Source organism: Marinobacter sp. G11 (assembly GCF_021282325.1).
Taxonomy (GTDB): domain Bacteria; phylum Pseudomonadota; class Gammaproteobacteria; order Pseudomonadales; family Oleiphilaceae; genus Marinobacter; species Marinobacter vinifirmus.
The window spans coordinates 49675-62161 of record NZ_JAJSPB010000022.1; the positions used below are offsets into that span (position 1 = coordinate 49675).

At 60.3% G+C, this 12487-nt stretch carries 11 protein-coding genes; 5 read left to right on the plus strand and 6 right to left on the minus strand.

Translation table 11 applies throughout. From position 1 onward, the window contains the following. Window positions 1–17: 17 nt before the first annotated feature. A complete protein-coding gene (gene astA / locus LWH94_RS13720; protein ID WP_232902582.1) occupies window positions 18–1076 on the plus strand; it encodes an arginine N-succinyltransferase in 1059 nt (352 codons plus the stop codon). A 5-nt stretch (window positions 1077–1081) separates the two neighbouring features. Next, window positions 1082–2422 (plus strand): N-succinylarginine dihydrolase, encoded by a 1341-nt coding sequence (gene astB, locus LWH94_RS13725; RefSeq protein WP_232902583.1) that lies wholly within the window; start codon window positions 1082–1084, stop codon window positions 2420–2422. A gap of 6 nt (window positions 2423–2428) precedes the next feature. On the opposite strand, the gene LWH94_RS13730 is transcribed toward astB, so the two are convergent. Beyond that, window positions 2429–3061 carry a TetR/AcrR family transcriptional regulator gene (locus LWH94_RS13730; RefSeq protein WP_232902584.1) on the minus strand — a complete coding sequence of 211 codons (633 nt, stop codon included), beginning with the start codon at window positions 3059–3061 and terminating at the stop codon, window positions 2429–2431. A gap of 166 nt (window positions 3062–3227) precedes the next feature. Between LWH94_RS13730 and LWH94_RS13735 the strand changes: the two genes are divergently transcribed. Together LWH94_RS13735 and LWH94_RS13740 are read left to right on the plus strand one after the other, a co-directional pair. Further along, window positions 3228–4310 (plus strand): efflux RND transporter periplasmic adaptor subunit, encoded by a 1083-nt coding sequence (locus LWH94_RS13735; protein ID WP_232902585.1) that lies wholly within the window; start codon window positions 3228–3230, stop codon window positions 4308–4310. Continuing rightward, window positions 4310–7336, plus strand: a complete 3027-nt coding sequence (locus LWH94_RS13740; protein WP_022988119.1) for an efflux RND transporter permease subunit — start codon at window positions 4310–4312, stop codon at window positions 7334–7336. Before LWH94_RS13735 ends, LWH94_RS13740 begins: the two co-directional genes overlap by 1 nt. Before the next feature lie 18 nt (window positions 7337–7354). Here the strand turns inward: LWH94_RS13740 and LWH94_RS13745 are convergent, their stop codons facing one another. The 5 genes from LWH94_RS13745 to LWH94_RS13765 form a co-directional block, all read right to left on the minus strand. Further along, on the minus strand, window positions 7355–8407 hold the full coding sequence (locus LWH94_RS13745; protein WP_232902586.1) for a succinylglutamate desuccinylase: 1053 nt from the start codon (window positions 8405–8407) through the stop codon (window positions 7355–7357). A gap of 204 nt (window positions 8408–8611) precedes the next feature. Further along, on the minus strand, window positions 8612–9334 hold the full coding sequence (locus tag LWH94_RS13750) for an ABC transporter permease (RefSeq protein WP_232902587.1): 723 nt from the start codon (window positions 9332–9334) through the stop codon (window positions 8612–8614). A gap of 3 nt (window positions 9335–9337) precedes the next feature. Next, on the minus strand, window positions 9338–10042 hold the full coding sequence (locus LWH94_RS13755; protein ID WP_094623647.1) for an ABC transporter permease: 705 nt from the start codon (window positions 10040–10042) through the stop codon (window positions 9338–9340). Window positions 10043–10094: 52 nt separating this feature from the next. Next, window positions 10095–10841 (minus strand): transporter substrate-binding domain-containing protein, encoded by a 747-nt coding sequence (locus LWH94_RS13760; protein WP_022988123.1) that lies wholly within the window; start codon window positions 10839–10841, stop codon window positions 10095–10097. Between the two features lie 87 nt (window positions 10842–10928). Next, entirely contained in the window at window positions 10929–11699 is a 771-nt protein-coding gene (locus LWH94_RS13765; protein ID WP_058341766.1) for an ABC transporter ATP-binding protein, read from the minus strand. Between the two features lie 192 nt (window positions 11700–11891). Between LWH94_RS13765 and LWH94_RS13770 the strand changes: the two genes are divergently transcribed. After that, on the plus strand, window positions 11892–12323 hold the full coding sequence (locus tag LWH94_RS13770; protein ID WP_232902588.1) for a DUF4124 domain-containing protein: 432 nt from the start codon (window positions 11892–11894) through the stop codon (window positions 12321–12323). The last annotated feature ends 164 nt before the right edge of the window (window positions 12324–12487 follow it).

The window sequence follows — 12487 nt, forward strand, 5'->3', positions numbered from 1 at the left end:
AAGGGGAGGGCACCAACATGCTTTTGATCCGGCCACTGCAGGAAAACGACCTGGATGCCCTGTTTGCCATGGCGCAGAATGCCGGCAAAGGCCTGACCACACTGCCGGCAGACACGGAGCTGCTGCAACGCAAGATCGACCGTGCCCGGGACTCCTTCAGCCAGCGTTGTGCTCCGGAAGCGGGCCTTTACCTGTTTGCGCTGGAAGATACCGAAACCGGGCAGGCGGTGGGCATCAGCGGCATCGAAGCCCGGGTCGGGCTCGAGGAAGTATTCTACAACTATCGCCTGAGCCTGACCGTAAACGCCTCCCGCGAACTGGGTGTGCACGTGCGGACGCCCACCCTGCACCTGTCCAATGACATGACTGATACCACTGAAATCTGCTCTTTGCTGCTGGCAGACAATTACAAGGGCGGCGGCAACGGGTTGCTACTGTCCCGCTGCCGGTTCATGTTCCTGGACGAATTTCGCAAGCATTTCTCCGACAAGGTGTTCGCAGAAATGCGTGGCGTGTCGGATGCCAATGGCCAGAGCCCCCTGTGGGATGCCCTTGGCAGCAAGTTCTTCGACATGGAGTTCAGCCAGGCGGACCGGCTGTCCGGCCTGGGCAATAAGTCCTTCATTGCTGAACTGATGCCGAAATACCCCATTTACTTGCCCATGCTGCCCGACAGCGCCCGGGCGGTGATTGGCCGGGTGCACGACAACACCCTGCCGGCCCTGAAGATGCTGGAAGCCGAGGGCTTCAACTTTAACGGCATGGTCGATATCTTCGACGGCGGCCCGGTGGTGGAGGCCTTTATTCATAACATCCGCAGCATCCGCGAATCCGTCAACCGGCACGCCATGGTGGTGAGCAAGCCCGTTGATCTCGATGTGCCGCCGGAGCAGCGGGTGATGATCTCCAACCGCTCGTTCCGGGATTTCCGGGTAACCACCATCCCCGTGGACTGCATCGAGCCGGATACCATCCGGTTGCCCCGGGATGTGGCAGATGCGCTTCGGGTAGAGTTCGGAGACCCGGTTCGGCTGGCGCCCCTGAAAGATCAATTACGAATTCCGCACCGAAGGTGAGAGAGATGGCAACACACGCAGTTGAAGCGAACTTCGACGGCCTGGTCGGCCCTACCCACAATTACGCCGGGTTGTCCTGGGGTAATGTGGCGTCGAAGTCTAACGTGAACGCCGTGTCCAACCCCAAAGAGGCAGCCCTGCAGGGCCTCGCCAAGATGAAAAAACTGGCAGACAGGGGCTATGTGCAGGCGGTTCTGCCGCCCCACGAGCGGCCCCATATTCCCACCCTGCGGGCCCTGGGCTTTGCCGGCAGCGACCGGCAGGTTCTGGAACAGGCTGCGCAGGCGGATCCGGCCATCCTGGCGGCGGTGTCGTCTGCCTCGGCCATGTGGACCGCCAATGCCGCTACGGTATCGCCAAGCGCCGATACCGCAGACCACCGCGTGCACTTCACCCCGGCCAACCTGAGTGCCAAGTTCCATCGCTCCATCGAACATAGGGTGACGGGCCGGGCCCTGAAAGCCATCTTCACCGATGAAAGCTATTTCGCCCACCATCCGGCCCTGCCATCCGTCAGTCACTTTGGTGACGAAGGCGCCGCCAACCATACCCGTTTGTGTGCCGGTTATGGTGACCCCGGGGTGGAGCTGTTTGTGTATGGCCAGGCGGCGTTCAATGAAAGCGCTCCGGCACCGGTGAAGTACCCGGCCCGGCAGACGCTGGAGGCCTCCCGGGCGATTGCAAGGTTGCACGGGCTGGACGACCGCCATGCGGTATTCGCCCAGCAGAACCCGGCGGCCATTGATGCCGGGGTGTTCCACAACGATGTGATTGCGGTGGGTAATGGTAGCTGTCTGTTCTACCACGAGCTGGCGTTTCTGGATGAAGGCGGAGTGCTGTCGGATATCCGGGCGCGTTTGGCCGGAACCGAACTGCAACCGGTGCGGGTCTCAGCGGCAGAGGTACCGATTGAAGATGCCGTAGTTTCGTACCTGTTCAACAGCCAGCTGTTGAATACCCCGGATGGCATGTTGCTGGCGGTGCCCGGTGAATGCCGCGAGGTGACATCGGTCAGCCGTTACCTGGACAGCCTGCTGCAACAGAATGGCCCCATTACCGCAGTGGAAGTGTTCGATGTAAAGCAGTCCATGCGCAATGGCGGCGGCCCGGCCTGCCTTCGTCTGCGAGTGGTGCTGAGCGATGAAGAGCGGCGTGCCATCAATCAGGGTGTGATTCTGACCGATGCCCTGTACGACCGCCTGACCGCGTGGGTTAATGCCCACTACCGGGATGAGCTGAGCCAGCAGGACCTGGCAGACCCCATGCTGCTGGACGAAGTGCGCAAGGCCCTGGATGAACTGACCGGTATACTGGGGCTGGGCTCGATCTACGATTTCCAGCTGTGACAGGCATCAGCTGGCAATAGAGCGGGTGAGCATGTCCATGGTGTGATGAATCAGGTTGTCGGCGGGAAAGTCCGGGTTTTCCCCCGCTTCTGCCTGGCACAGCATGATCACCCCGTGCAGGGCGCCGCGCAGATACAACGCGGTCTGGGCCGGCGAGGTGATGCGCTCCCGGCTCATTGTGCCATCCTCAAGGCCTTTGTGGATGGCCGCTTCCATCAGTTGCATCAGCTCGTTCCTGGAACACATCATCTCCGACGCCTGTTCCTGCTCAGCCTCTGCCATGGCGGTTGAGGCCTTGGTCAGGGCCGAAAAGTAATCCGGCTCTTCCCGGTAAAACCGGTAGTAGGCATCTCCCATGGCCCGGATCTGGGCCAGCCCGGTATCTGCCGCTGTGCGTGCCTGCTCGAACCGGGCGACCAGGCTCTGGCCGGCCCGCAGCATGATGCCCCGCTGAATCGCCGCCTTATCCTTGAAGTACACATACAGCAACGCGCGGCTCAGGCTGGCGGTGCGGGCGATGTCGTCCATGGAGGTGCGCTCGTAGCCTTTCTCGGAAAACACCAGCTCGGCGGCGTCCAGAATGGCATCGTACCTTGCCTGTTTTTCCCGTTCCCTGCGTGTTTTCAACGGCTCGTTCATGGTGCTTCCGGTGTTGTGGTCATGGCCTGAATGATAACTGATAGAGGATAAAAGCCGATTATTGACAATTTGTCAAAGAGTGACATGATGTCGGGAAAACAACGGCGGCTTCTGACGGAAACAGGCGCCAACAAATCATCTATTCAGGGAACGGGGCTGACCAGTCATGTCTCTCTTCGCGCGTTCATTGCCAATAACTCTGGCCAGCATACTGCTGGCTGTCGTGTCTTTATCCGGCTGCAACAGCAGTGCCTCCGAACAGGCTGCAGACCAGCCGGTATCGGTTCGGGTGGCCGAGGTAACCGGTGGCCAGGTGGTGGAAATTCCGCTGCGCTTCTCCGGTATTGTGCGGGCGGCCCAACGGGCCACCCTGACTTTTCAGGTGAGCGGTACGCTGAAAGAGCGGCCGGTGGAACTGGGGCAGACAGTGAAAGCCGGAGATGTGCTGGCCAGTGTGTATAACCCGGCCCTGGAACCGGCAAGGGATTCTGCTGCGGCCCGGCTGGATGAACTGAAAACCCAGTACGACCAGGCCCAGCGGGAATGGGAGCGCTCCAGCCGCTTGCACCAGCGCGGTGTGGTCTCGGAACAGAACCTGGAACAGATCGCCGCCCGGAGGGATTCCCTGCGGGCCAGCATGGCTACGGCCCGGGCCTCCCTGGCGGAAGCTACCCGGTTACTGGAAGAAAGCGTATTGAAAGCCCCGTTTGCCGGCCAGGTAGAAGCCCTGCTGGTAGAGCGGGACGAATTTGTCGCCGCCGGGCAGCCGGTGGTTCGCCTGTCTTCGCCACTGGGCCGTGAAGTGGAAGTGCGGGTGCCCGCACATCTGTTGGGCCATGTGCGGCTCGGGCAGGAGCTGCCGGTCTGGCTGGTGCAGGACCGCAACCGGGAGCCGGCTACCGGCACGGTGGTGGAAATTGCCCAGGGCAGTTCCATCCGTGGCGAGCTGCATCCGGTGCTGGTGAGCCTGCCGCCGAATTCGCTTTCTGCCGGTGAACCGGTGGAGGTTGGCATCGCCCCGGTTAAGGAATCTGCGGTCACCGTGCCCTTGCTGGCGGTGATGCGGGACAGCACGGGCACCAGCGTGTTCCGGGTTGAAAATTCCGTGGCCTACAAGGTGCCGGTGGAAGTGGACCGGGTGATCGGTGAACGGGTAATGATTCACGCCGGTGCCCTGAACCCCGGTGACCAGGTGGTCTATGCCGGTATGACCCGGCTGGTGGATGGCGACACCGTGGAGGTGCGCTGATGACCCGCCGCCTGCTGAATTACCAGCGTTTGCTGGGCATGGTGGTAACCATGCTCTGTGTGCTGGGCATTGCCGCCTACAGCACCATGCCACGCCAGGAAGACCCTACCTTTCCGTACCGGGCCGGCATGGTGACCGTGAGCTATCCGGGCGCCAGTGCCGAGGCGGTTGAGCGCCTGGTACTGCGCCCGTTGACCGATGAACTGCGCCAGGTGGAAGAGCTGGACTGGAGCCAGGGCACAGCACGCACCGGCGTGGCGCTGGCCCGCCTGAAACTGCGTGATCACATCTACGACACTGACAGCGCCTGGGACCGGGTGCGCCAGGCCATGGAACGGGCACGGCAGGATTTCCCGGACGATGTCGGCCTGATGACCCTGGATGACCGGCTGATTGATATTCCTGCGGTGGTGCTTGCGGTGGGTGGTTCGTCGTCCGTCACCGAACTCTCCGGTGTGGCGGAGAAACTGAAGCAGAACCTGCTGGATATTCCCGGCATCTCCCGTATCGACCTTGAGGGCGACGCCGACGAACAGATTACCCTGGCGCTGGACGACGCCGCGCTTTACCGCCTTGGTGTAGCGCCCAAACGCATCCTGGATACCCTGGCCCGGCGAAACCAGACCATCCCCGGGGGCTTTGTGGTGGTGGAAGGCAAGCGGTTGTCGGTTCTTCCCAATACCGAGTTTGCTGATATCGACGCCATTCGCGCTACGCCCATCGAGTTGCCGGATGGCTCCCAGGTGCCGCTGGCGGCAGCCGCGGAAGTCTGGCGCGGCCCGGCGGAGCCCCGGCAGCCGGAAACCTGGTTTGATGGTGAGCGGGTCGTGCTGCTTTCGGTGATCATGGAAGAAGGTTCCACCGACGCCATCCGTTTCGGCGAGCGTATTCGCGAGCGGCTGGAACAGGTACGTGCTGACTTCGAGCCCTACGAAATCCGCGAGATGTTCTTCCAGCCCGACAAGGTATCCGACCGGCTGGACGACCTGGCCTGGAGCCTGGTGCTGTCGGTGCTGATTATCGTAGCGGTGGTGTTTACCGGCATGGGTATTCGCATGGGGCTGCTGGTGGCATCCATCCTGCCCATGGTGGCCCTGATCAGTGTGGGGCTGTACGACCTGGGCGGTGGCGTGCTGCACCAGATTGCCGTGATCGGCATGGTGATCTCGCTCGGTATCCTGATTGATAACGCCATTGTGATTGTGGAGAACATCCAGGGTCACCTGGACGAAGGCATGCGCCGGCTGGATGCCCTGCGCAAGGCCGTTGGCGAGCTGGCCGGGCCACTGGGTGCGTCTACCGGCACCACGCTGGCAGCCTTCGCACCCCTGCTGATGGCCAAGGGCGGTGCGGCTGATTTCACCCGTGGCGTGCCGGTGATGATCATGCTCACGCTGTCGGTCAGTTACCTGCTGGCCATTTCCGCCGTGCCGCTGCTGGCGGCCCGGTTCCTCAAGCCGCGAAAGAATATCCACAAAGACCGGCTGATGGGCCTGGCCCGTTCGCTGGGGGGCCTGGTGTATCGCTATCCGGGCCGTTTGATTGTCGCGGGCACTCTGTTGGTCGCCATCAGCGTGGGCATGACGCCGTTCATGGCCCAGCAGTTTTTCCCCAACGCAGACCGGCCCCGGGTGATTGTAGAAGTGTATCTGCCCGAAGGCACCGACCAGGCACAAACCTCTGAGGCCGCTGCGGAGCTGGAACGGGCCATTCGCGCCCGCCCGGAAACCCTGGAAGTGCACCGGTTTGTCGGTTTCACCGGCCCGGCGTTTTACTACAACCTGCAGCGAGCGCCCCAGGCACCTAACCGGGCCAGGCTGGTGGTGCGTACGCCGGCGCTCGAAGACACCACAGACCTCGTAGACTGGATTCGCCATGAGCTGGCGCCCACCGTGCCGGAGCTGGATATTTCTGCCGGTATTCTGGGGCAGGGGCCGCCGCGTACCGCGCCGGTTGAAGTGCGAATTTATCACCCCGATGACGCTACCCGGGCCCGTGCCACCGAGCAGGTGTTCAGTGTGCTGCGTGGCGTAACCGGCACCGTTGACGTACGGCACGACCTGGACATCGGTGTGCCCAGCATTGCCATCAACGTAGACGACGCCACCGCCGCCCGTTACGGCCTGACCCGTGCAGACGTAGCCCAGAGCCTGTACGGCCAGAGCTATGGCGTGGTGGCCGAGCGTTACCGGCAGGAAGATGATCCTATCCCCATCATCCTGCGCTCCCGGGAAGGCACCGCGTTGTCGCTGTCACGCCTGTTGTCGGTGAACACCTACAACGACCAGGGGGATGCCATTCCGCTGTCGGCCGTGGCCACGGTTGAAACCACCTGGGAGCCGGCGGCCCGATACCTGAGAAACGGCGTGCGGGTGAATGCGGTAACGGCGAACCTGGAAGACGGCTACAGCTTCAGCCAGGCCCTGGACGGCTTGTTCGCAGCACTGGACGAACAACCCCTGCCCGCCGGTACCCGGGTAGAGCTGGGCGGCGATGCCGAAGGCTCCAACAATGCCAACAGTGCCCTGCTGACCGCAGCGCCCATCGGCATCCTGTTGCTGCTGTTTTTCCTGCTACTGCAGTTCAACTCCTTCCGTCGGGTTGGCATCATCCTGCTGACGGTGCCGCTGGCCACCGTGGGAATCTTCCCGGGGCTGGTCTTGTCCGGCTCGCCGTTCGGTTTTCAGTCGTTGCTTGGGGTGATTGCGCTGGTAGGCATTGTGGTGAACAACGCGATTGTATTGCTGGATGTGATGGACAGGGAGTTGGAAAAAGGCCGGGCCATTGCCGATGCCGTGCGCACCGCGGTAGAACAACGTACGCGCCCCATCCTGCTGACCACAGCCACCACCGTGGCCGGCCTGCTGCCGCTGGCATTCTCCAGCTCCACGCTGTGGCCACCCATGGCCTGGGCCATCATCTCCGGCCTGCTGGCCAGTACCGTGCTCACCCTGCTTGTGATTCCATCAGTGTGCGCCAAGGTCATCAAACTGCCGGTAGCCGAGCCGGAAAACGCCCCGGCGTAAAACAGCAGGGCCGGGTCATCACCCGGCCCTGAACTCGTTCTTCGCACGAATCATCAAACCCACACGTTGCCCAACCGGCACGTGGGGATTGGGAAACACCACCGCCTCCGGCGCCGTACCCACCCGGTAGCTGGTTTTGTCATCTTCCCAGATTACCGTGCCGGGCTGGTACTGGGTAAAATTCGCCACCTCATCCGGCACATGAAACCGGAACGACGGCCCGGTGTTCAACACCTCATGCACCACCTCGAACACCGTTAACCGGTCAAACGGCGGCCGGGCCTGTGGTGCGGCCGCTCCAGAAAACCGACGACGCAATGCCCGCTCAATGCCCCGAAAGCGCCGCAAATCATTACGCCCGAACGCTTCAACCTTACCCAGCTCCACCGTAAAACTCTCGGCCTTCAAAAGGCTGGATGTAAACGACGAAAACACCGTGGATTCCTGGTGCTGAAGCAGCAAAGTCTCAACCTCCGCCTCCAGCAAAAACTCACACTGAACCGCCGGCGCCGACCGCCCCGGCACAAACGGATACAAGGCAAACCGCTCCCGCTTCGACGGCCGGATCGCCGTATGCAGATCATAGTGACTCAACGCCAACCCATGATGCGCCATCGCAAACTGCCGGCACATCTCCTCCAGAAACTGCGCCCGCCGCGCCTCCGGCAACCCCTTATACTTCGCCTGCCCGTGAGCCCCGTTAAACAGCCGGTTCATATTCACATCCACAAACCGCTGCCCCGCCACCATCGCGGGCGGATTACCCAGAATCAGCAACACCGGACACCCCAGCTGGCACTCCCCGGCAAACAACTCCGACACCAACCCGTTCAAAACCTCAATCGGCGCCGTCTCATTCCCATGAACCCCGGCCGACACAATCAGCGCTTCATTATTCACATTCTCCCGCCCGGCCGGCGGCGTCAGCCACAACACGCCGTTGGCCTTCCGTGAAACCTGTGTTCCGTCCGGCAACTGTCGCTTGGTTTCGGGTAGATCAGCGGAGGCCGAGGCGAGGGTATGAGCCAGCCAGTCAGGGTGGAAGTCAAAGAGATGGTTTGAAGCGTTCATAGACTCTCCGCAGAGAAGAGGCGAAACAGGAAGCCCCGTCAGATGTTTGGGGACAGCCGGCAGGGAGCGCCTTCCGGGAATTTCGAAGGCCAAGGATGGCCTGAGAGAAGCGCACATGGATGTGCTCGTAGCGGTTCCCGGAAGGCGCTCCCTGCTGGCTGGCCTTGGCACCGCTGCCGGCCGCCAGGAATCAGTAACCTGGACTCAGGAGTTCAAAGGCCGCTGATGCCGCAAAAGATGATTTTCCAGTTTGCGGAAAACAAACACCAGAATAAACGTCAAAGCCATGTAGCAAAGCGCCACAAAAATAAACGCCTCAAAAGGAGCATAAAACCGCGAATAAATATTCCGCGCCGCCCCCGTAAGATCCACAATCGTCACCACACTGGCAATCGCACTCGCATGAAGCATAAAAATCACCTCATTCGAGTATGCCTGAACCGCCCGCCGCGCCGCACTCGGCAGAATAATCCGCCGCATCCGCAGGAACCAGTTCATACCGTAAGCCTTCGCCGCCTCAATCTCGCCATTGGGCGTAGAAATAATCGCCCCCCGGATAATCTCCGTGGTATAGGCAGCAGTATTCAGGGTGAACGCCAGCAGGGCAGGGTACAGCGGTTCCTTGAAAATCTCCCACCAGAAAGTGTCCTGAATACCCGGAATCTGCGCCACACCGTAGTAAATGATATACAGCTGGATCAGCAGCGGTGTGCCGCGGAACAGATAGGTGTACAGCCAGATAGGGCCAGACACGAACGGATTCTTCACGGTGCGCAGGATCGCCAGTGGCACCGCCACAACCAGGCCAATCACCAGCGACAGGAACACCAGGTGCACCGTAGTGACCAGGCCATCCCAGTACTCCATGAGGGTCATGGCATTAAAAATATCGTTCTGGTTCAGCCACTCGGCAATGAAATCAGGCATCACTTAATTCCCCCGAACCACGCCGACATTGGCCCGCTTGTCGAGCCACTTGATGAACAACTCCGAACCCGCCGTCAGCGCCAGGTAAACCGCCGCCACCGGAATAAAGAAGTGGAACGGCATGCGCTCGGCCTTGGCGGCTTCTTCCGCCACCCGCACCATATCGGTCAGGCCGATGATCGACACCAGCGCAGTCGTCTTTAACAGCACCTGCCAGTTATTGCCGATGCCGGGCAGGGCATGGCGCAGCATCTGCGGAACCATCACCCGACGGAAGGTGTGCCAGGTGGAAAAACCATAGGCCCTGGCGGCCTCGATCTGGCCCTTTTCAACAGCCAGGAACGCGCCCCGGAAGGTTTCCGTCATATAGGCGCCGAAAATCAGCCCGATGGTCACCACGCCAGAGATGAACGGGTCGAACTGGAAAAAGAAGTCGATTTCACGGGTTTCCCACAGATAGTCCGACAGGGCATTCACCGCCACCTGGCCGCCGTAATAGAACAGCAGCATCATCACCAGGTCTGGCACGCCACGAATCAGCGTGGTGTAGGCGGTGGCGACACCGGTCAGCACCCGGCTGCCAGAGAGCTTCGCCGAGGCGCCAAGCAGGCCCAGGGTGAGGGAGAGTGCCAGTGAGAAGAAGGCCAGTTCAATGGTAACCACAGCGCCTTCAGCGAGGGCCGGGCCATAGCCTTTCAGATCAAGCATGGGAATGTCCGGAAAGCAGGGGAGCAGCCATCAGGCTGCTCCCGGGGTCAGGTTAAATCTTGATGTCGTAGTTGAAGTACTTCTGCATGATGGTGTCGTAGGTACCATCTTCTTTCAGCTTCTTCAGGGCCGCGTTCACGTCGTCAGCCAGCTTGGCATCGCGCTTGCGCATGGCAACGCCAACACCTTCACCGAGTTTTACCGATTCGCCGACTTCTTTGTAGCCTTCGCGGTTCAGGATGGTCTGCTCGCCTACCGGATAGTCAACAAAGACCGCGTCCAGACGCTGGCCTTCCAGGTCCAGGACCATGTCTTCAGCGGTGGTGTAGCGCTTGATGTTCACCACGCCACCCATGTTCTCGGTTACGTAGGTGTCCATGGTGGTGCCGCGCTGCACGCCCACGGTCTTGTCTTTCATGGCGTCCATATCGGTGACGTCAGTGTTGAAAGACTCAGGGCCGAACCAGCCGCCCGGGGTGATGTAGTACGGCTCGGAGAACAGCACCCGCTCGGCGCGCTCCGGGGTGATCGACATGGAAGACATGATCAGGTCGAACTTACGGGCCAGCAGGCCGGGAATCATGCCGTCCCACGCCTGGATAACGAACTCGCAGTTGGCCTGCAGTTCTTCGCACATGGCGGTTGCCAGCTCCACTTCGAAACCGGTCAGTTCGCCGTTGTCATCACGGTACTCGAACGGCTCGTAGGGAACATCAAAGGCGATCCGCAGATCCTGGGCCTGGGCGGTGCCGGTCATCATGGCCAGGGCACAGCTTGCTGCAACAATCAGTTTTTTCATGTGTCACTTCTCCAGTAATTTGCCGTTAAGGCTTTATTCTTTGTGGAAGTTTCAGTTCCATTACCGGTTTCAAGATAGCACCGGGATTCAGAACTTGGGAGCAAGAAATTGCTTCATGCGCTCGGATTCCGGGTGATCGAACACCTTGTCCGGTGATCCCTGCTCCTCAATCACGCCCTGATGCAAGAACAGGACCTGGGTAGACACATCCCTTGCAAAAGCCATCTCGTGGGTAACCACAATCATGGTGCGGCCTTCCTCGGCCAGACTTTGCATAACTTTCAATACTTCGCCCACCAGCTCCGGGTCCAGGGCAGAGGTGGGTTCGTCAAACAGCATCACTTCCGGTTCCATGGCCAGGGCTCGGGCAATGGCCGCACGCTGCTGCTGGCCGCCGGACATCTGGGCCGGGTAGTAATCCTTGCGCTCATAGATGCCGACTTTGTTCAGATACGCCTCGGCCCGCTCGATGGCTTCCTTTTTAGGAATTTTCAGGACATTCACCGGGGCTTCTATAATGTTTTCCAGAACGGTCATGTGGGACCACAGGTTAAAACCCTGGAAGACCATGGAAAGCCGGGCGCGAATCAGTTCTACCTGCCGGTTATCGGCCGGAATGCGCTCGCCCTTGCGGTTGTTTTTGAACCGGATTGGGTCACCGTGCACGATAATGTCGCCGGAAGTGGGTGTTTCCAGCAGGTTAATGCAGCGCAGAAAGGTACTTTTACCTGAACCGGAGCTGCCGATCAGGGAAACCACGTCGCCCTTGCGGGTTTCCAGAGAGATGCCCTTGAGGACTTCAAGCTGATCAAAGGTCTTGTGGATGTCCCTGCAAATCAGAGGCGCGGGTTCCGCCATGGGGTGACTCCTGGGGGCTGTCATTCAAAGGCGCATGTTTTACGGACTGTAGCCGTGGAAATCAATACCGCTTTGTAGGGTTTTGGTGAAAATAGCAGCAGTTTCCTGCAGAATATTCTGGCGTAATGTTTGATCAATGCAAGCAATACCATAACCAGATTAGTCATAAACACTTTCACAGGATGTGGAATCATGCCAAGGATAATGGCCCTGAGCCTGCTATGTGTGGCGCTGGCAACACCCGCGACCGCTGAGATCTACCGCTGGACGGATGCCAACGGCGCCATCCACTTCTCCGATACGCCTCCCAAACAGCAGCGGCATGCCAGTGTGACGGTACAGCCGCCGGTGACCGTGCCCATGAGTGAGAACATCCGCCAGGCCGACAAGGTGCGCCGGAGCCGGGCGGAAGTGGACCGCTTGCTGGTGCCCGGTTCCAGGGACCGATATGCCCGGGCCCGGGAAACCGAAAAGCTGGCCAGACAGTGTGAGAAATACCGAAAGCAGCTGGACCGGATTCAGGGCCAGCTCAGGGCCGGATACGGCAATGACCGGGGCAACAGGCTGCGGCAAAAACGGCGCCAGGTCAGTCAGTTATACAGCCGGGAGTGTATGCTCAATTAGTCGGGTTTGCGGAAAACTCTGATTGCTGTTTGATAATACCTGAATCAGTGACTTTGCAGGCCAGTATACTCCGCAAAGCGCCATCGGCGCTAACGGGAGCCATCACTTGGTCAAAAGCAGGTTGATAATGCCGGAACGTGCAGTCTGACGTCGATCAGCGGCCA